Raw genomic sequence first — 18284 nt, 5'->3', positions numbered from 1 at the left:
CCGTCAGGTTACGCCTCCCCGGGCCTCAGTACCACCCGGCCGCTGGCGCGCCGGCTGCTGACTTCCGCCATGGCCTCACGGAACTGGCCCAAGGGGAAGCTGGCATGCACCTCCGGCCGCAGCGCGCCGGCCGCCCACCAATCCACCAGCTGCGCCCAGAGCGCGCGGGCGCGGGGGGCGTGAAGGGCGCGGTTGTCGCCCGGGGACCAGCCGACATAGGTGCCCCAGTTCAGCCCGGCCACGGCGATGTTCTTCAGCAGCAGCAGGTTCAGCGGCAGCTGCGGGATGCCGCCGGCGGCGAAGCCGATGGTCACCATGGTGCCGCCATCGCCGAGGCAGCGGAGGTTCTCGTCGAAGACCGGGCCGCCGAGGGTGTCGAGGATGGCGGCGACGCCGGCGCCGCCGGTCGCCTCCCGCACCGCGTCGCGGAAGGGCAGGGCGCTGTCCAGCACCAGGTCGGCGCCGCGGGCGAGCGGCACGCCGCGCTTGGCCGCGCCGCAGCGGGCGATGACCCGGCAGCCCAGGGCGCGTGCGATCTCGACCCCGGCGAGGCCGACGCCGGCCGCAGCGCCATGCACCAGCACCCATTGCCCCGGCGAGAGATGAGCCCGCCACATCAGGGCGGAGCCGGCGGTCGGGTAGCTGATCGGCATGGCGACGGCCGCATCCAGCGGCAGGCCATCCGGGATGGCGGTGACATGGATGGCATCCGCCACGGCTTCCTCGGCCATGCCGCCCCAGTCGAGCACGGCGAAGACGCGGGTACCGGGGGGCAGCGGATCGGCGACGTCGGGCGCCGATTCCAGCACCGTGCCGGCGACCTCGGTGCCGGGGGTGAAGGGCAGCGGCGGCTTGCGCTGGTACTTGCCGGCGACGACCAGCTGGGTGGCGAAGGAGACGCCGGCTGCCTCCACCTTGATCCGGACGCTGCCGGGGCGGAGCGGCGGTGGGGGGATATCCTTGAGTTCGAGCGCGTCGAATTCACGCCAGGATTCACAGACGACAGCGCGCATCAGATGAGCCTCATCTCAGTCCAGTTTCACCTGGGCATCCCGCACCAGCTTGCCCCAGCGGGCATATTCGCGGCCGCAGAAGGCGGCGAATTCGGCCGGGGTATCGGCGACCGGGTCGGCGCCGAGGACGGCCAGACGTTCCCGCACCTCCGGCACGGCCACCGCGGCGGCGACGGCCTGCTGCAGCCGGGCGGCCATGGGCGCGGGGGTGCGGGGCGGCGCCCAGATGGCGTACCAGGTCGAGATCTCGAAGCCCGGCACCCCGGCTTCGGCCACCGTCGGCAGATCGGGGTAGGCGGCGGCGCGGGTGGCGGTGGTGACGGCCAGTGGGCGCAGCAGCCCGCCGCGGACGGCGGCGGCGCTGGAGGGGATGCTGTCGAACATGACCTGGATGTTCCCGGCGATCAGGTCCTGCACCGCCGGGCCACCGCCGCGATAGGGGATGTGCACCATGTTGGTGCCGGTCATCAGCTTGAACATCTCCCCGGCCAGATGCAGCGCCGAGCCATTGCTGGAGGAGCCGTAGGAGACCTTGCCGGGATTGGCCTTCAGATAGGCGATCAGTTCGACGATGCTGCGCACCGGCAGCGCCGGATTCACCACGGCCACCATCGGCACGAGGGCCATGTTGGTGACCGGCACGAAATCCGCCACCGCATCGAAGGGCATGGTGGGGACCAGATGCGGGACGATCACGTGGCTGGAGGCATTCATCAGGAAGGTCGTGCCGTCCGGCGCCGCCCGCGCCACCACCTCGGCCCCGATCAGGCCGGCCGCGCCGGCCCGGTTCTCGACCACCATGGGCTGGCCAAGATCCTGGGAGAGCCGCTGCGCAACGACGCGGCCGAGGATATCGGTGGGACCGCCGGGGGGATAGGGCACGACGAAACGAACGGGACGCGTAGGCCAGTCCTGGGTACGATCCTGGGTACGATCCTGGGCACTCGCCCGGGTGAGCGGTGCCCCCACCATTCCGGCCATGGCAAGCCGGCGTGTGATCCTCATATGGCGAACATCCCTTCCCTCGATCGGCGTTCCGGGCAGGATAGGCGCCTAGGCGGTCGGGGGAAATGTCATGCAACCATACAAGGGCCTGTTCGTGCTGGATGCCAGCCAGGGCATCGCCGGGCCGTATTGCGCCACCCTGCTGGCCTCCTGCGGCGCCGATGTGGTGAAGGTGGAGCCACCGGCCGGGGACTGGTCGCGCGGTCTCTCGACGCGGGAGGGCACGCAGAGCGTGATGCATGTCACCTTCAACCGCGGCAAGCGCAGCATCATGCTGGATCTGCAGGACGAGAAAGGCCGGGCGGCCTTCGCGGCCCTGGCAGCCAGGGCCGACGTGATGCTGGAGGCCTTCCGGCCGGGCGTCGCCAAGCGGATCGGCGTGGTGCCGGCGGCGGGGAAGCCGGATGTGGTCTTTCTCAGCATCTCCGGCTTCGGCCAGGAGGGACCCAATTCCGAACGTCCCTGCACCGATAGCGTGGCCCAGGCCTTCAGCGGCATGGTGGCGCTGAACCAGGGCATGGACGGCGTGCCGCACCGGACCGGGCAGGTCATGATGGTCGACATGGTCACCGGCATCTCCGCCTTCGCCGCGGTGCAGGCAGCGCTGGCCGAGCAGGCGCTGGACCGGCATGCGGGCGCGGCGCCGAAGCCGCGGGTGCTGGATGTCTCGCTGATGCAGGCGGCGGCGGCGCTGATGGGCTTCAACATCGCGGAACAAGGGTTGCTCGGCCGGGTACCGCCACTGGCCAATGTGCCGGCCGGGACCTACCAGGGGAGCGACGGCCGCTGGGTGATGGTGGCGCTGCTGCGCGACCCGGAATTCATCACCATGTGCGAAATCCTGGAACGCCCGGAACTGGCGCAGGACCCCCGCTTCACCAGCTTCCCGGCACGGGCCGAGCACCGGGAGGCGCTGCTGCCGACCCTGCGCGAAACCTTCGCCACCCGCACCGCCGCCGATTGGGCGACCCGCTTCAAGGCCGCCCGCATGCTCTGTGACCTGGTGAATACCCCGCTCGACTGGCTGGCCGACCCGCATGTGCAGGTGGTCGGCGCGGCGGTGCCGCTGGCGCAGCCGGGCCTCGGGACGCTGCCCTTCCCGAAGCTGCCGGGGCTCGGCGCCTGGAGCGTGCCGGCGCCGGCGCTCGGCGAGCATACGGATGCGGTGCTGGCGGAGCTGGGGCTTTGATCGCCGCGCAGCGGCCGATGGTGCAGAGCCTGCTCGACGGCGTGGCGCGGATCGGCGTCGATCCGCCGGGCATCACCCGGGAGGCCTATGGCCGCGGCGAGAACGAGGCGATGGCGCTGCTGGCCGAGACGGCGGCGGGGCTGGGCCTCGAATGTTCCTTCGATGCCGGGGCCAACCTGACCATGCGCTGGTCCGGCACCGACCCCGAGGCGGCGCCGCTGGTGGTCGGCTCCCACCTCGACAGCGTGGTCCAGGGCGGCAATTTCGACGGGGCGGCGGGGGTGATCGCCGGGCTGGCGGCGGTGGCGGCGCTGCAATCCAGCGGCGTCCGGCCGCGCGCCGGCATCGAGGTGATGGCGCTGCGCTGCGAGGAGGCGGTGTGGTTCGGCCTCGGGCTGATCGGCAGCCGCAGCCTGCTGGCGCGGCTGCCGGCCGGGGCGCTCGACCTGCCGCATGCCCGCAGCGGGCTGACGCTCGGGCAATCCATCGCGGCCTGCGGCGGTGATCCGGCGCGGCTGGCGGCGGGGGTGCCGCTGCGCGACCCGAAGCGGCTCGGCGCCTATCTGGAAGTGCATATCGAGCAGGCGCCGCAGCTGATCGAGGCGGGGCAGCCGGTGGCCATCTGCCTCGCCAATCCGGGCAACGTCCGGCACCCGCGCATCCGCATCACCGGCGAGGATGCGCATACCGGCCTGCCGCACCGCTTTCGCCGGGATGCCGCCCTGGCCGGCGCGGAATTCGCCCTGGCGCTGGAGCGGCTCTGGCTGGAGGAGGATCGCGCTGGGCGGCCCATGGCGGTGACGATCGGCCGCTTCCATACCCTGGCCGACCGCCATGCGATGACGGTGGTGCCGGGGCAGTTCGAGCTGAGCCTCGATCTTCGTGCCTATGACCCGGCGCATCTGGCGAAGCTCGAGGCGCGGCTCCAGGCAATCGCGGCCGAGGTGGGGCGGGCGCGGGACGTGACCATCGATCTCGGCGAGCGGAGCGCCGCTGCCCCCGGCGCGATGGATCCCGGGATCATCGCCGGCCTCGCCAAGGCCGCGGGAAAGCTCGGGTTGGCGGCGCCGCGGCTGAACAGCCCGGGCAGCCACGACGCCAATAATTTCGCCGCCGCCGGGGTGCCGACCGCCATGCTGCTGGTCCGCAACGCCAATGGCAGCCACAATCCGCATGAGGCAATGGAGACGGACGATCTGCTCGCCGCGACCGGCGTGCTGGCGCTGTTCCTGGCCGAGCGTGCGGCCTGAACGGGAGAGGGACCATGCTGAAAGACGCCCAAGGCCTGACCCTGACCGCCAACTCCGCCGAAGCGGTCGCCGGTTTCGACAATACTATGGCCGGCTACCTGAAGTACCGGGCCGATGCCTCGCTGCGGCTGAAGGCGGCGCTGCAGGTGGACCCGGACTGCGGGATGCTGCATGTGCTGAAGGGCAGCTTCGCCATGCTGGCCTACAAATCCAGCTTCGTGCCGGCGGCACGGGAGAGCGCGGCACTGGCCGAAAAGCTGACGGAGAAGGCGACGCCGCGCGAGAAGGCGCATGTCGCGGCGCTCACCGCCTGGGCGGAAGGCGAGATGGACCGGGCATTGTCCATCTGGTCCGGCATCTTCACCGAGCATCCGCACGATCTGCTGGCCTTCCGGCTGCACCACTTCTGCGCCTTCTGGATGGGCCGGGCGGATGCGATGCTGACCGCGGTGGAAGGCCTGGTGCCGCATTGGGGCACCGGGGATCCGGGCCTCGGCAGCGTGCTGGCCTGTCGCGGCTTCGCCAATGAGGAGGCGGGCAATTATACCGTGGCCGAGGCAGCGGGGCGGGCGGCGATCGAACTCGACCCCGGCGATTTGTGGGCGGCGCATGCCGTCGCGCATGTGCTGGAGATGCAGGGCCGTCGGGCCGAGGGCATCGCCTGGGTCGCCGGGCTCGAGCGGCACTGGGAGGGCGGCAACAACCTGATGCATCACCTCTGGTGGCACCGGGCGATGTACCACATGGAACGCGGCGAGCATGACCAGGTGCTGTCGCTGTACGACACTCGCTTCCGCGACCTAAACAGTCCGGTGACGCAGATGCAGCCGGATCTCTACATCGACGTGCAGAATGCGGCCTCCATGCTGTTCCGCCTCGGCCTGCATGGCGTCGATCCAGGCGATCGCTGGGTGGAGCTTGCCGACAAGGCGGAGGCGCGGATCGGCGACTGCCTCTCGGCCTTCACCCTGCCGCATTGGATGATGGCGCTGGCGGCGACCGGGCGCTGGGATGCGGCGCGGCGGATGCTGGACGGCATGCGGGAATTCGCCGGGGCCAATCATGGGACCAATGCACCGCTGGTGGCGCGCTACGCGCTGCCGGTCTGCGAGGCGGTGATGAAGCATGGCCAGGGCGACCATGCGGGGGCGGTGGCGGCGATGCGGCCGGCGCTTGGCGGGATGTATGCGCTGGGCGGCAGTCATGCGCAGCAGGACGTGCTGGAGCAGCTGTTCCTGCATGCGGCGATGAAGGCCGGGTCCACCGAGGATGCGCGGCTGCTGCTGGAACGCGTCGCCGGGCGGCATGTGGTGCCGCCCGAGCGGAGGGTGGGCTATGCGGCCGCCGCGCGTGCCGTCTCACACTGACGGGGCGTAGGGATTCTCCAGTGTGCCGATGCCGTCGATGGTGACCGCGACGGTCATCCCCGGCCGCATCGGCAGCGCCCCGACCGAGGTGCCGCAGGCGATGACGTCGCCAGGATGCAGGGTCATCTCGCGCGAGATCAGCGAGACGATGCGGGCCGGCGGCAGGATCATGTCGCTGGCCGGGTAGTCCTGCCGGACCCGCCCGTTCAACGCCACCTTCACGCGCACGGCGGACCAGTCGAGGCCGGTGGCGATGGCCGGGCCGATGGGGCCGAAGGTATCGCAGCCCTTGGCCCGGGCCCATTGCGGGAAGGAGGCATCGGCGGTGAGCAGGTCGAGTGCCGTCACGTCGTTCACTACGGTGAAGCCGAAGATGGCGGCCTCGGCCGCCGCCTCATCCACCGCGGTGCAGGTGCGGCCGATGACGATGCCGAGCTCGCCCTCGTAGAGCACCTTGCCGCTGTAGCCGACGGGCGGATGGATCGCCGCGCCGGGGCCGATGATGCTGCGGCTGTTCTTCAGGAAGTACAGCGGCACCTCGGGGATGGCGTTGCCCTGCTTCGCCGCGGCCTCATGGAAGTTGTTCCAGAGCCCGATGAAGGCGCCGGGGGTGACCGGCGCCAGCAACTGCACCGAGGCCAGCGGCAGGGTCTCGCCGGTGGGGCTGGGCGCGGCCAGCATGTCGCCGGCATGAACGGCGATGCTCCCGCCCTCCAGCGTGCCGAAACCCGTCGCGCCATCCCGCGCGAAGCGAACCCAAAGCGTCATCCGACTCACTCCATCAGCCGAAGGGCAGCGCCAGTCCCGGCTCGTCCCACTCCATCGCCGCCAGCTTGCCGGTGGTCGAGAGCGTGATGTAGGCGGTGCGCATGTCCGGTCCGCCGAAGCAGATGTTGGTCGGCATGCGTTCCGGCATCTTCACCACCCGCAGGATCTCGCCCGCGGGGGAGACGGTGGTGATCTCGCCGCTGACCAGCGTGGCGACGCAGATATTGCCGGCCGCGGTCGGCGCCACGCTGTCGAGCCGGCGGTAGCCGGGGAATTGGCAGATCACCCGGCCGCCGTTCGAGGAGGGCCAGGGGTCCTTGCGCACCACGCCCGGTCCCTCGATGTCCCAGGCCCAGAGCCGGCCGGTCTCGGTCTCGGCGGCATAGAGGGTGCGGCCATCGGGCGAGAGGGCGATGCCATTGGCGCCGCCGAAGATCGGGAAGGCGGCTTCGACGATGCGTGAGCCATCGGTGGCCGCCCAATAGACGCCGCCATGGTCGCGGTCCCGCGCCCGGACCTTGCCGAGGTCGCTGAACCAGAAGCCGCCCTCGCCCGGGCTGCCCTTGGGGGCGAAGATGATGTCGTTCGGACCCTTCAGCTTGTGTTCGCCGCAGCGGTCGTAGAGCCGGGTGACGCTGCCCGTCGCCGGATCGATCACCTCGATCCGGCCGCCGCTGTAGTCCTCCGGCACACCGGCAGGACGGATCAGCCCCGCCTCCTCGTGCCAGAGGAAGCCGCCGTTGTTGCAACAGAAGATCTTGCCATCCGGGCCGAGGGCGATGCCGTTGGGGCCACCACCCGGCGTCGCCACGGTTGATTTGGTGCCGTCGGGTGCCACGCGGGTCAGGGTGCCGGCGGCGATCTCGACCAGCACGATGCTGCCGTCCGGCATCACCACCGGGCCTTCGGGGAAGCGCAGGCCTTCCGCCAGGATTCGCAATTCGGTGCCGCTCATGCCGTGGTTCCCCCGCTCGATTTGGCCGGGATCATGCCCCAGCGTGGCCGGTTGGCAACCCCGGGGGCTATTTCGGTGCCCAGATCTCGATCGGGCCGCGGTCCTCATCGACCTCGGCGACCACCGTATAGTCGCTCTCCAGCACCTGGGTGATGATGGCGGCGGCGCTTTCGCGCATGCGCGGCCACCAGCCGCGGTCCACCACCACGAAGCGTGGCTTCGTCGCCATGATGCGGGCGACTTCCGCATCGGTGTCGATATCCGCCACCTGGGTGAATTCCCCGGTGAGCTGGGCAGGGAAAATGAAGCGCGTCGGCAGCGCCGCATCGGTCAGGGCATAGATCACCGGGTGGTAATTGGCGATGAAGATGGTCTCGCCGGGCTTGAGGCTGGCGCGGATGATCCTGGTTACCTCCCGCACCGGATCGGCGGCGAAGATGCCGATGCCGCGCTCGATCCGCGCCGTTGCATCGGCGCGCCAGGAGCCGATCATCACCACAGCGATCAGCAGGCTGAAGCCGAAGGCGCGCTTCGCCGGCGGCAGCAGCCGCGCCAGGCGCCAGCAGCCCAGCGTGGCGAGGATGGCGAGCGGCGGCAGCCAGATCAGGAAGTAATGGGGGTAGAAGAAGCCCGGCGAGGCGACGCCGATGCTGCCGGCGACGAACCACAGCAGGCCGACGCGCGTCAGCAGGCCCCGCGCCCCGGACCGGGTCAGCCCGGTCGCCAAGGCCAGTCCGGACAATAGGAAGGGCCAGAGCAGGGTGAGGAATTCCACCAGGATCTGATGGAAGGCCTCCACCAGCCCCATGCGGCCATGCGAATAGCGCAACGGGGCCAGGAAGGTGCCGTCGAGGAAGGCTGCGAGATCGCCGCGCAGGAAGTAGAGCAGGGCGAAGAAGCCAGTCGGCAGGGCGCAGAGCCCGGCATAGGCAGCGGCCATCCCTAGAGCCCGTCGCCAGGGCAGCAGCCCACGCCAGAAAGCCGGGAACACCAGCAAAGCGAAGGCGAGGCAGCCCTCGGCGACCATCACCGGCTTGATCGCCAAAGCGCAGCCCATGGCCATGCCCATGGCCACCAGCACCGACCAGCGCGGTGCCCAGGACCGGCGCAGGGCCTCCACCGCGCCGAGCGTGCCGAGGGTTATGGCGGTGACCACCATCGGGGCGAAGAGGATTTCGGTATTGGTGGCAAGGCCGCCCATCCGCAGGCTATGCGCGACATAGACCAGCCCGGCGGCCAGGCCGATGCCGCGCGGCGCTCCGGTGGCGCGGACCACGCCATAGATCGCCCAGGCGGCAGCGGCGACGCAGACGGCGCCGAGCAGCCGGATGGTGGCGATGCTTTCGCCGAAGATCCACATCGCCAGCGCATACATCGCCGGTGCACCGATCGGATGCATGTCCCAGACCGCGACCAGCGGCCAGTCGCCGCGTAGCCAGGCCTGGGCCTGGACGAGGTACAACCCCTCATCCGTATCGATGACCGCGATGATGAAGCCGAGCGCCCGCAGCAGCAGCGAGGCCAGCAGCATCACCAGCGGGATCGCCAGCACGCCCATGATGCTGTCGGCGCGGGTCAGCAAGGCCCGGGAACGCGAAGAGGGAACCGTCATGCGCGCGCTCGTGCCGGACCTGGAGGATGGGGCTTGCGCATAACACGGAAGCCATCGCCGGCAACCCCGTGTTCCGCGGCTTGACGGACATGGCCTGGTCGGCGGAGCCTTCGCATATGCACCATCAGACGCCCGATCCCGTGACTCTCGCCGTGCTCGACAACCGCCTCCGGGCCATCGTCGAGGAGATGGGGGAGGCGATGTTGCGGACCTCCTATTCCCAGATCCTGAATTCTTCGCGCGACTTCTCGATCGCGCTGTGTGATGCGCAGTGCCGGCTGGTGGCGCAGGCGGATCATATCCCGGTGCATGTGGGCGCCATGCCCTGGGCGGCCAAGGCCATTGCCGAGGCTTTCCCGGCACCGGTCGAGGGTGACACCTATCTGCTGAACGACCCCTACCACGGCGGCAGCCACCTGCCCGACCTGACCATCGTCATCCCGGTCTTCGCCGAGGGCAGCCTCCGCTTCTGGTCCGTGGTGCGGGCGCATCAGAGCGATATCGGCGGTGCCACCCATGGCGGTTACAACCCGGGCGCGACCGAAATCTGGCAGGAGGGACTCCGGATTCCGCCGATCCGGCTCGGCGAGGGCGGTGGTTTGCGGCAGGACCTGATCCGCATGCTGGCGACCAATACCCGCATCCCGCGCGACTTCACCGGCGACCTGATGGCGATGATCGGCGCGGCCCGCCTGGGCGAGCAGCGGCTGCTGCCGTTGCTGGCGAAATATGGCGCCGACAATCTGGATGCGGCGGTCTCGGCCATCCTCGACCTCTCGGCGGCGCATGCCGGGCGGATCCTGGCGACCTGGCCGGACGGGGTCTTCAAGGGCGAGGCCTTCCTCGACGACGATGGCTTCGACCGGACCGATATCGCCATCCGCGCGACGGTGACCAAGCGGGGCGAGAGCCTCATCGTGGACCTGTCCGAGAGCGACCCGCAGACCACCGGCTTCGTCAATTCCAGCTATCCGAACATGCGCAGCGCCGTGGCGATGGCCTTCGCCTTCCTGCTCGATCCGGAAGTGGCCAAGAACGATGGCGCCTTCCGGCCGCTTGAGGTGATCGCCAGGGAGGGCACCGTGGTCTGGGCACGGGATGGGGCGCCGGTGACCATGTGCACTTCGCATTGCTCGAACGAGATCGTCGAGGCCATCGTCCGCGCCTTGCAGCATTGCTGTCCGGACCGGGCCATGGGCGGCTGGGGACGGCGCTTCCGGGTGGCGATCACCGGGCAGGATGCGCGGCGGCCGGGGCGGCGCTTCGTCTGGCACATGTTCCACGCGAGGCCGGGCGGCGGGGCCAGTTCCCAGGGCGACGGCTGGTCGACCAGCGGCGAATGGCACAGCGCGGGCGGGCTGAAATTCGGCAGCGTCGAGATGGCCGAGGCGCGCTTCCCGCTGCTCTTCGAGACGCATGAGTTCCTGGCCGGCTCGGCCGGGGATGGCCAGCATCGCGGCGGCCTCGGCGGCCAGCTCTCGCTGCTGGTCGAGAGCGACGGGCCCTGCCGGGCGAATACCGCAGGCGATGGAGTACGGCATGGCGCGGCGGGGATGCTCGGCGGGCAGGATGGGGCCCCGCATCATTACGTGCTGCGGCGGGGCTCGGGCGAGGAGCGGGTCTTGAAGACCAAGGAAGTGGGCATTGCGGTCAATCCCGGGGACCGGGTGGTGGTGCAGGCCGGTGGCGGCGGTGGCTGGGGGCCGCCGGAGCAGCGCGATCCCGCGGCCCGGGCGCGTGACCGCAAGGAAGGGTTCGTCTGATGGCGGCGTCCGATGGTCGGAGCGCCGCAGGGCGCGGAGAGCTGAATCGGCCGCTCTCAAACCTCTATCGCATCGGCATCGACGTCGGCGGCACCTTCACCGATGTGGTGGGCATCGCCTCGGATGGCACCCAGACCCTGGCCAAGGCCGCCAGTACCCCGGCCGACCAGAGCCTCGGCGTCGTCGAAGGGTTGCGGAATCTCGCCACCGCGCTGGACCTGCCGTTGGAGGCACTGCTGCGGCAGACCGAGCGGATCGTCCATGGCACCACCGTCGCCACCAATGCCCTGCTGGAACGCAAAGGCGCCGAGGTCTGGTTGCTGACGACAGAGGGCCATCGCGACGTCATCGAGATGCGGGAAGGCCTGAAGCCGGAGCGCTACGACCTGCGGCTGCCGCCGGCGGAGCCGCTGGTGCCGCGGCATCGGCGGCTCGGGGTGAAGGAAAGGCTGCGGCCGGATGGCAGCGTGGCGGTGCCGCTGGATCAGGCCTCGCTCGATGCGGCAATCGCCACGATGAAGTCTGCCGGGGCGGAGGCGGTGGCCATCGGCTTCCTGCACGCCTGGCGCGACGCGAAGCATGAGCATGCGGCGGCGGCGGCGGTGCTGGCGGCATTGCCGGGGGCGACCGTCACCTGCTCGGCCGATGTGCTGCCGCAGATCAAGGAATTCGAGCGTTTCAGCACGACGGCGGTGAATGCCTATGTCGGGCCGGTGGTCTCCCGCTACCTGGCGCGGCTGGCCGGGCGGCTGGAGGAGGCGGGCTATCCCGGGCCGCTCTTCGTCATCCTCTCGCATGGCGGGGTGGCGCCGGTTGCCGAGGCGGCGCGGCTGGCGGTGGGCACGGCGCTCTCGGGCCCGGCCGGCGGCGTCGCGGCGGCGGTGGCGCTGGCGCAGCAGGGCATGGGCCAGGATCTCGTTACCTTCGACATGGGCGGGACCTCGACCGATATCGCCCTGGTGGTGGGCGGCGAGGCGGCACTCGGCCGCGGCCGGACGGTGGGTGGCGAGCGGATCGCGCTGGAAAGCCTGGATATCGTGACGCTCGGCGCAGGCGGCGGCTCGATCGCCCATCTCGGCGCCGGCGGCACCCTGCAGGTCGGGCCGCAATCGGCCGGCGCGGTGCCGGGGCCGGCCTGCTACGGCAATGGCGGGACCGAGCCGACCGTCACGGATGCGAATCTGGTGCTGGGCTACCTGGATCCTGGCGCCTTCCTCGGTGGGGCGAAGCGGCTGGATCTGGCGGCGGCGCAGGCGGCGGTCGGGCGGCTGGCGGCGAAGCTCGGCATCACGCCGGAGGCCTGCGCCACCGGCATCCATGCCCTGGTCAATGCCCGCATGGCGGATGGCGTGCGGCTGGCGACGGTGCGGCGCGGTGTCGACCCGCGGGATTCGGCGCTGCTGTCCTTCGGCGGCGCGGCCGGCCTGCATGCGACGGCGGTGGCGCGGGAGTTGGGGCTGGCGCGGGCGACGGTGCCACTGTTCGCCGCCGGGCTCTCGGCCTGGGGGATGCTGCATACCGACCTGCGCTACGAATTGGCACAGAGCGCCATCGGGGCCGGCGGCATCCCCGAGGATGCCGAGGTTCGGATGCTGTTCGACACGCTGGAACGCGACGGCCGCGCCCGCATGGCCGGCTGGTACCAGGGCGAGGTCGCGGCCCGGCGCAGCGCCGACATGCGCTACGGCGAGCAGGTCTTCGAGATCGCGGTGCCGCTGGATGGAATCGACTGGGCGGGACCGGATCTGGCCGGACAGTTGCGGGCGGCCTTCCATGCCCGGCACCGGGCGCTGTTTACCTATGACCTGCCGGAGGAGGAGGTGGTGCTGGTGAATGCCCGTATCGCCGTGGTGGGCAAGCTGCCGACCAGCCCGGCGACCGGGTTGGGTTCCGCCGGTAAGGCGGCCGGCGCAGCAGGGGAAAGGCGCATCCTGCTGGATGGCGTGGCGGTGACGGCGCCGGTCTGGTCCTTCGAGGCACTGGGTGCCGACCAGGCCGTGGCGGGGCCGGCTATCATCGAAAGCGCCACCACCACGGTGCTGTTGCGCGCCGGGGATACCGCGCGGATGGATGCGCGCGGCTGGCTGGACGTGGTGGTGGGGTAGTGCGGGCGGCTGGCCGGCCGGGTCAGTCGGTCGGCGTCAGGCTCTTGATCAGGTCGAAGACCCGCTTGCGGACGGAGGCATCGGTGATCCGGTAATAGGCGCGGACCAGTTCCAGCGTCTCCCGCCGGTGCAGCGTGTCGTCCTCGAAGGCATCCTGGCTATCGGCGAAGCCCATGGCGCGACGCACGCCGTTCATGGCACCGCCGACCGCATCGGGCATGTCGTCGAAGAAGAATCCGATCGGCACGTCGAGAACCCGGGCGAGGTCGAACAGCCGGCTGGCGCCGATGCGGTTCACGCCGCGCTCATATTTCTGGACCTGCTGGAAGGTCAGGCCGAGGGCCTCCCCGAGCTTTTCCTGGCTCATCCCGAGCAAGGTGCGGCGGAGGCGAACCCGGGTGCCGACGTGCACGTCGATCGGGCTGGGGCGAGGCTCGCGTACCGCACGTTCGAGAATGTCGTCGCTCGCCATGTCCCGTCCAATCCCATGTCAGGCCGCCATAGTGGGGCACAAAATCCGACCCGCGGCTGCGGCAAGGGACCTAGCTGGGGCTGATCGCACCGGCATTTCCCTGGTCACCGCTTTTACGAGTAGGGCAACGAAGCGTCAATACTTTTAAGATTTCTCAATAAAGATCACACTCGCCCTTCGCGGTGTATACCGCTGTCCATTACAACCGACCGTCGCTTCAGCCAGAAGGCGAAGCCAAGCAAGGCGAGGCTGCCGAACATAGGGATCGCCAGGCCGCCCCGAGCAAAGACTGTGGGCGCATCGGCGGCCGGCAGGGCAACGGCAGCGGTGCCCATCTCTCCCAGCGGGATCGACGCCAGCTTGCGGCCACGCGAATCGAAGACGGCGGAGATTCCGGTTTGGGCCGCACGCGCCAGCGGCAAGCCTTCCTCGACGGCACGGAGGCGAGCGGCGGCAAGATGCTGCCAGGGGCCGGCCGAGATGCCGAACCAGCCATCGTTGGTGATATTGACCAGCCAGCCGGGGCGCGCCTGCGGCACCACGGCGCCGGAGAATATGACCTCGTAGCAGATCAGCGCGCCGAAGGGCGGCAGCCCGGGCAGTGCCAGCGCCATCGGGCCCGGGCCGGCGGAGAAGTCCATGCCGCCTGTCACGAGGCGAATCGGCAGCAGCCCGGCAAGCGGCATGTATTCGCCGAAAGGCACCAGATGTGCCTTGTCATAGATCCCGGCGACCTCGCCCCGCGCATCCAATGCGACGAGGCTGTTGAAGACCCGCTGCAGGGTGCCGTCCGGTGCCCATTCCGCCCGGACGCTGCCGGCCAACAGGACACCATCCGGCGGAAGGACGGCGGCGGCCATGCGCTGCGCCTCGGGATCCTGGGCAAGGAGGAAAGGGCTGGCGGTTTCCGGCCAGAGGACCGCCACGCGGGACCCGGGCGATGCAGCCGCTGCGGCGTGGGCAGCCTTGTCGGTCAACTCCAGGTAGCGCTGAAAGATGGGCATGCGCTGGTCCGGCCGCCACTTCACCTCCTGCGGGACGTTGCCCTGTACCAGCACCAGTTGTACCGGCGGACCGGAGAGTGCCGGGGCAGCGAGACGCCAGGCTCCGAAGCCGGCGAGGGCTGCCATTGCCAGGGTGGCGCCGGTCCAGACTCGCCATGCCGCAGTGCCCCGCGCCAGCAAAGGTAGCCCCGCGAGCAGGAGGGTCAGCAGCGAAAGCCCATGAACGCCGATGACCGAGGCCGCCTGCAGCGGCAGCGCATCGAAGGCCCAAACGGTGCCGAGCAGGTTCCAGGGGAAGCCGGTGAAAAGGATGCCGCGGGCCAGCTCCGCCAGCACCCATACCGCGGCGAAGCCGAGCAGCCTGGCCCAGCCGGGTGGCAGGGCGCGGGCCACCAGCACGGGAGGGATGGCGAAAAGCGCCAGCGGGATGGCCAGGGCGGGTGCGGCCAGGGGCACCAGCCACCAGAAGGTGGCGACATCTGTGAGGATGGCATGGGTGACCCAGTAGACCCCGGCCAGGCCATGGCCCCAGCCCCAGGCGAAGCCAAGCCAGGCGGCGCGGCGCCAATTCGGTGCGGCGGCAGTCAGCAGCAACAGGCCGGGGATGGCGACCAGCAGCACCGGTATCGCATGGACCGGCGGCAGCGCCAGGGCCGAGAGCAGGCCCAGTCCGAAGGCGGCCAGCAGTTGGCGCCGCCAGGGCAGGAGGGAAAGACGCTGGAGGAGGGGAATCAGCACGACCGCAACTAGCCTTGGCCTTGGCGGCGGGGCAAGCCGTCATGCGGCGGATTTAACCGAGAGGCTCGACGGCCACCACCACCCAGCGCAACGGCAGGCTGTCCCGCAGCGCCAGCGACAGGGCGATGCCACGGCCGGCCTGGGTGGTCGAGAGCAGGGTGAGGCGTGCGGTGCCGAAGCCGGTTGCTTCGATTAATGGTTCGGGCCAGCCAGGGCCGATGCGCGCCTGGGCATAGGCAAGCAGCCCCTCGGGCGTGGCGGCGTGCTGCTGCACGATCCGGCTCAGGCCGGACAGGAAGTGCTCCGCCGGCGTGACGGCGGGCGGGGGGGGTGCGATGCCGCGCAGAGCGGACCAATCCACCATGGCCTGGACCCTGGCCCGGTCGGCGGTGCGGAAGGCATCCGCAATGCCACGCGCGGCCTGCAGAGGCGCCGCGGCGAAGGCGGTGGCGGCGAGCAAGAGCAGGACCGCCGCCGTCATGGCGACCAGAAGGACCCGGCCACGCCCTTCCCGCGTCTGTTCCTGCTGCAGGCTAGCCGGCCTGACCGGCAAGGATGGTGCCTGGCGGGCATCGTAGCTGTCCCAGACCTCGTCCCAGGTGTCGTCGGGGAAGCTTGACCGGGAACCGGCGCCAAGGCTCATCATGACCAGTCTCCTGAAACGGGAGCACTGGCTGAGTTTTTTCGGGTTCCGAGAAACGATCCCATTATAAGCTCCATCGTCTTTATATTGGGATTTTGTCTCAATCCTCTGAGTGAAGGGTTAATCCAATCCGGTTGGCGGAGGCCGATATGCTGCGGTAGCGGAATCAGGGCATGCTTCGGACAGGCCCGCTGACCAGGATGTTCCGCATGCGCTCGTGTCTTCGCCCGCTGCTGCTGCCTTTGCTGGCGCCGGGGTTCGCCCTGGCGCTGGCCGGCTGCAAGACACCTTCGGCCCAGACCGAGAAGACCTGGATCTTCGCCTGTCCCGAGCCGGGAAGCCAAGTCACCTGGGATGATGGCCGCAGCCTGGCCTTCAACGGGGCCGATCCGGCCGACGCCGGCATCTGCCTGGCGCAGTCGGGCAGTGCCGCGGTCCGGCTGACCTGGGGCATGGTGGAGGCCACGAACAGCGAGGGAAGTGGCCACCGCCCCGGCATGGCAAGCTTGTTTCCGGCCAAGACCGGCGCCAATGCCAGCTACACCGCAACGGTTTCCTATCCCGGCAGCGGTATCCGGTATCCCTTCGAGACCCGCTGGCGGGTGGTGGGCTTCGAGCCCTTGCAGGTGCCGGCCGGGAGGTTCGATGCCGTGGTGCTGGAGCGGATGGTCAATGGCACCGGCGCCAATGCGGCGCAGACCTACACCGTCCGGTACTGGCTGGAAGGCGTCTCCGGCATCCTGCTGCAGCGGAAGGTGAAATTGGGGCGTGGCGGGTCCAGCCTGCTGCGCGACTTGCAGGCCACCTCGCTGACATTGCCGCCACCGCCGCCGCGCGCACCGCCGCCGGCCGGCGCGCCATCGGGGCCCCCACCGACCGGAAGCTGAAGTCGGGTGATGATGATTGCGCCATTGCAGCTTTCCGGGAGCAGCCCATTTCCAAACCCGAGTGGTGATGCGGGAGGGTCGGTCGACTGGCTGCTGCACTGCTCCAAGCCTTGGAGACCCTGACCGTGAATATCCAGTCGCCGCCGGACCAGATCATCGACACCAAGGCTACTCTGGAATCCCGCCCGAGCCGGGAGGAGGCGGAAGCCGCCATCCGGACCTTGCTACGCTGGACCGGTGACGACCCGGACCGTGAGGGACTGGTCGATACGCCTGCCCGCGTGGCCCGCGCCTTCGAGGAATTCTTCGCGGGCTATGCCGTCGACCCGGTGGAGCTGCTGGCGCGGTCCTTCGAGGAGACGGATGGCTACGATGAGATGGTGGTGCTGCGCGACATCCGGCTCGAGAGCCATTGCGAGCACCACATGGTGCCGATCATCGGCCGGGCGCATATCGCCTATCTGCCGGCCGGCCGCGTCGTGGGCATCAGCAAGCTTGCCAGGGTGCTGGAGGTCTATGCGAAGCGGCTGCAGATCCAGGAGAAGCTGACGGCGCAGGTGGCCAATTGCATCAACGACGTGCTGAAGCCCAAGGGCGTCGCCGTGGTGATCGAGGCGGCGCACCAGTGCATGACGACCCGCGGCATCCACAAGCCCGGCGTGACCATGGTGACCAGCCGCATGCTTGGCGCTTTCCGCGATGACCCCTCCACCCGGCGGGAATTCCTGGCGATGATCGGCGGCCAGCGCGGTTCGGTCGAAGGCTGAGCGCCAGCTCCTGCGTCAGCAGTCGCGGCGAGCATAGCCGGCGGTGCGGGCCGCCCGGCCCGCATCCCGGCCGCTGCCGGTGACCGAGGCCTGGGCGGCGGCATCCTGCGCTTCGGTGATCGCTTCCGCGCAGTAACCGTCGATGGGGCGGGCAACAGCCAGATTGGCCGCCTGCGGCGCATAGGGCGAAGCCTGGGAATAGAGCGGGGCGGGCGGCGCCTCGACAACGCGTTCGACCGTGCAGGCACCCAAGGCCGGGGTGAGCAGCAGGGACAGGATGGCGAGGCGGCGCATGGCGTGGCTCCTGGGAGGATGCGCGGCTCAGCGCGCATCCCGCCGGGCAGTTCCGCCACGAATGCTTCAGGCGGCGGCTTCGGCCTCGACTTCCACCAGGAAGCGGGAATCGGCCAGACCCGCGACGATCAGCAATGTGCTGGCAGGGGCATGACCGCCCAACCAGGCGGTCCGCGCGCTGCGCCAGGGGCCGACCAGGGCGGAATCGGTCAGGAAGACCGTCATCTTCACCAGGTTGGACTTGGCCATGCCATGGGCACTCAGAATGGTGCCGAGATTGGCCAGGGCCTGAGCGATCTGCCCATGGCCATCAGGGGCCAGGGTCCCATCCGCCGCCAAGCCCACCTGGCCGGAGATCACCAGCCGCGCCGCGGCATCCTTCACCAGCGCGGCATGGGAATAGGCACCCGGAGTATGAACGCCGGCGGGGTTGGACAGCGTGATGGTCATGG

At 69.9% G+C, this 18284-nt stretch carries 17 protein-coding genes; 7 read left to right on the top strand and 10 right to left on the bottom strand.

Translation table 11 applies throughout. The features are described from left to right. Positions 1-8 precede the first annotated feature (8 nt). Entirely contained in the window at positions 9-1013 is a 1005-nt protein-coding gene (locus tag AC0IW9_RS13915; protein WP_471648862.1) for an NADPH:quinone oxidoreductase family protein, read from the bottom strand. 15 nt (positions 1014-1028) lie between these two features. Then, on the bottom strand, positions 1029-2018 hold the full coding sequence (locus tag AC0IW9_RS13910; RefSeq protein WP_471648861.1) for a Bug family tripartite tricarboxylate transporter substrate binding protein: 990 nt from the start codon (positions 2016-2018) through the stop codon (positions 1029-1031). 70 nt (positions 2019-2088) lie between these two features. Between AC0IW9_RS13910 and AC0IW9_RS13905 the strand changes: the two genes are divergently transcribed. From AC0IW9_RS13905 to AC0IW9_RS13895, 3 genes are read left to right on the top strand one after another with little or no spacing between them, the layout of a single operon-like run. After that, positions 2089-3207, top strand: coding sequence for a CaiB/BaiF CoA transferase family protein (locus tag AC0IW9_RS13905; protein WP_471648860.1), 1119 nt, complete (start codon positions 2089-2091; stop codon positions 3205-3207). Further along, complete coding sequence (locus AC0IW9_RS13900; protein WP_471648859.1) at positions 3204-4457, top strand: hydantoinase/carbamoylase family amidase; 1254 nt, start codon at positions 3204-3206, stop codon at positions 4455-4457. Before AC0IW9_RS13905 ends, AC0IW9_RS13900 begins: the two co-directional genes overlap by 4 nt. 14 nt (positions 4458-4471) lie before the next feature. Continuing rightward, positions 4472-5824: a tetratricopeptide repeat protein gene (locus AC0IW9_RS13895; RefSeq protein ID WP_471648858.1), complete on the top strand. Its 1353-nt coding sequence runs from the start codon at positions 4472-4474 to the stop codon at positions 5822-5824. On the opposite strand, the gene AC0IW9_RS13890 is transcribed toward AC0IW9_RS13895, so the two are convergent. The 3 genes from AC0IW9_RS13890 to AC0IW9_RS13880 form a co-directional block, all read right to left on the bottom strand. After that, complete coding sequence (locus AC0IW9_RS13890; RefSeq protein ID WP_471648857.1) at positions 5816-6592, bottom strand: fumarylacetoacetate hydrolase family protein; 777 nt, start codon at positions 6590-6592, stop codon at positions 5816-5818. The genes AC0IW9_RS13895 and AC0IW9_RS13890 overlap by 9 nt on opposite strands. A gap of 13 nt (positions 6593-6605) precedes the next feature. Beyond that, complete coding sequence (locus AC0IW9_RS13885) at positions 6606-7547, bottom strand: SMP-30/gluconolactonase/LRE family protein (protein WP_471648856.1); 942 nt, start codon at positions 7545-7547, stop codon at positions 6606-6608. Positions 7548-7614: 67 nt separating this feature from the next. Beyond that, positions 7615-9159 carry a glycosyltransferase family 39 protein gene (locus AC0IW9_RS13880; protein WP_471648855.1) on the bottom strand — a complete coding sequence of 515 codons (1545 nt, stop codon included), beginning with the start codon at positions 9157-9159 and terminating at the stop codon, positions 7615-7617. A gap of 116 nt (positions 9160-9275) precedes the next feature. Between AC0IW9_RS13880 and AC0IW9_RS13875 the strand changes: the two genes are divergently transcribed. Beyond that, positions 9276-10922, top strand: coding sequence for a hydantoinase B/oxoprolinase family protein (locus AC0IW9_RS13875; protein WP_471648854.1), 1647 nt, complete (start codon positions 9276-9278; stop codon positions 10920-10922). After that, a complete protein-coding gene (locus AC0IW9_RS13870; protein ID WP_471648853.1) occupies positions 10922-13027 on the top strand; it encodes a hydantoinase/oxoprolinase family protein in 2106 nt (701 codons plus the stop codon). The genes AC0IW9_RS13875 and AC0IW9_RS13870 overlap by 1 nt, the downstream gene beginning before the upstream one ends. A 22-nt stretch (positions 13028-13049) precedes the next feature. Here the strand turns inward: AC0IW9_RS13870 and AC0IW9_RS13865 are convergent, their stop codons facing one another. The 3 genes from AC0IW9_RS13865 to AC0IW9_RS13855 all read right to left on the bottom strand — a co-directional run bounded on the left by AC0IW9_RS13865 (position 13050) and on the right by AC0IW9_RS13855 (position 15887). Then, positions 13050-13499 carry a helix-turn-helix domain-containing protein gene (locus AC0IW9_RS13865; RefSeq protein WP_471648852.1) on the bottom strand — a complete coding sequence of 150 codons (450 nt, stop codon included), beginning with the start codon at positions 13497-13499 and terminating at the stop codon, positions 13050-13052. Positions 13500-13663: 164 nt separating this feature from the next. After that, positions 13664-15241, bottom strand: coding sequence for an apolipoprotein N-acyltransferase (gene lnt, locus AC0IW9_RS13860; RefSeq protein ID WP_471648851.1), 1578 nt, complete (start codon positions 15239-15241; stop codon positions 13664-13666). 52 nt (positions 15242-15293) lie between these two features. After that, complete coding sequence (locus AC0IW9_RS13855) at positions 15294-15887, bottom strand: DUF2939 domain-containing protein (RefSeq protein WP_471648850.1); 594 nt, start codon at positions 15885-15887, stop codon at positions 15294-15296. A gap of 206 nt (positions 15888-16093) precedes the next feature. Here AC0IW9_RS13855 and AC0IW9_RS13850 point away from each other — a divergent pair, with 206 nt between their 5' ends. Together AC0IW9_RS13850 and folE are read left to right on the top strand one after the other, a co-directional pair. Beyond that, positions 16094-16771 (top strand): immunoglobulin domain-containing family protein, encoded by a 678-nt coding sequence (locus AC0IW9_RS13850; protein WP_471648849.1) that lies wholly within the window; start codon positions 16094-16096, stop codon positions 16769-16771. Positions 16772-16896: 125 nt separating this feature from the next. Further along, positions 16897-17538 (top strand): GTP cyclohydrolase I FolE, encoded by a 642-nt coding sequence (folE, locus tag AC0IW9_RS13845; protein ID WP_471648848.1) that lies wholly within the window; start codon positions 16897-16899, stop codon positions 17536-17538. 15 nt (positions 17539-17553) lie between these two features. On the opposite strand, the gene AC0IW9_RS13840 is transcribed toward folE, so the two are convergent. Together AC0IW9_RS13840 and AC0IW9_RS13835 are read right to left on the bottom strand one after the other, a co-directional pair. After that, a complete protein-coding gene (locus AC0IW9_RS13840; RefSeq protein WP_471648847.1) occupies positions 17554-17832 on the bottom strand; it encodes a hypothetical protein in 279 nt (92 codons plus the stop codon). Between the two features lie 66 nt (positions 17833-17898). Beyond that, positions 17899-18282: a RidA family protein gene (locus AC0IW9_RS13835; RefSeq protein WP_471648846.1), complete on the bottom strand. Its 384-nt coding sequence runs from the start codon at positions 18280-18282 to the stop codon at positions 17899-17901. Positions 18283-18284 lie beyond the last annotated feature (2 nt).

Source organism: Belnapia sp. AC561, assembly GCF_979252845.1.
This window is presented reverse-complemented; position numbering and strand designations above follow the sequence as displayed.